This is a genomic window from Rhizobium sp. rho-13.1 (genome assembly GCF_007000305.1).
GTDB lineage: Bacteria > Pseudomonadota > Alphaproteobacteria > Rhizobiales > Rhizobiaceae > Rhizobium > Rhizobium rhododendri.
The window spans coordinates 1-894 of the sequence record NZ_SCFL01000079.1 but is presented as its reverse complement, the minus strand read 5'-3'; the positions used below and the strand labels follow the sequence as shown (position 1 = coordinate 894).

General features: G+C 65.2%; 1 pseudogene. It reads left to right on the top strand.

From position 1 onward, the window contains the following. Positions 1-894: pseudogene (gene repC / locus EQW76_RS28705) on the top strand (plasmid replication protein RepC); the annotation flags it as partial.

Here is an 894-nt window from a genome sequence, read left to right as displayed (position 1 = left end):
TGCTGAACGCGCTGCTGAGCTTCTATCTGGGCAATGAGCTCAGTGCAAAGCACGGCCTCGCTGTCTTTCCCTCCAACGCCCAGCTGTCGATCCGCGCCCACGGCATTGCGCCAGCGACGCTGCGCCGCCATCTGGCAGCGCTGATGGACGCCGGATTGCTGGTGCGCAAGGATAGCCCGAACGGCAAGCGCTTTGCGCGCCGGGACGGGGAGGGGGAGGTCGACCAGGCCTATGGCTTCAATATCGCCCCGCTGATTGCCCGCTCTGATGAATCCAGACACTGGCAGCGCAGGTCACCGTCGACCAGCCCGCTCAGGGCGATGCGCGAGCGCCTGTCGCTCTGCCGGCGTGACATTGCCAAGCTGATCGCGACGGCGCTGGAAGAGGGCGTGCCGGGTGACTGGCCTATGGTACAAGGGCATTTCCGCGATCTCGTAGCCCGGATCCCACGCTCGCCCGACATCCATGACATCACGCCTATTGTCGAAGAGATCGATGAGGCCCCTGCGGCGGATGAGGCTTTCGAGCGCAAAAGCCTAACGGATGGCCGTTTGGTGAAACCACGACGGCGAGCAGAGATCAACCGGGCCTAAAGGCGTTTCCGCTCGGGCTTGTGTTGCAGGCCTGCCCGGAAATCCTGTCCTGCGGCCCGGGCGGCAGTATCGGCAATTGGCGAGACCTGATGGGGGTCAGCCCCAGCGCCTACGAGGAGGCTTGCGCCATCATGGGGCCCGAGAATGCGGCGACCGTCACGGCCTGCGTGCTGGAACGGGCCGGCAGCATCACGTCGGCCGTCAGATATCTGCGCGACCTCACCTGCAGGACGGAGCGCGGCGAGTTCGCCATCGGCCCGATGCTGATGTCGCTCGCAAGGGCCAATGCCGGTAGACGCGA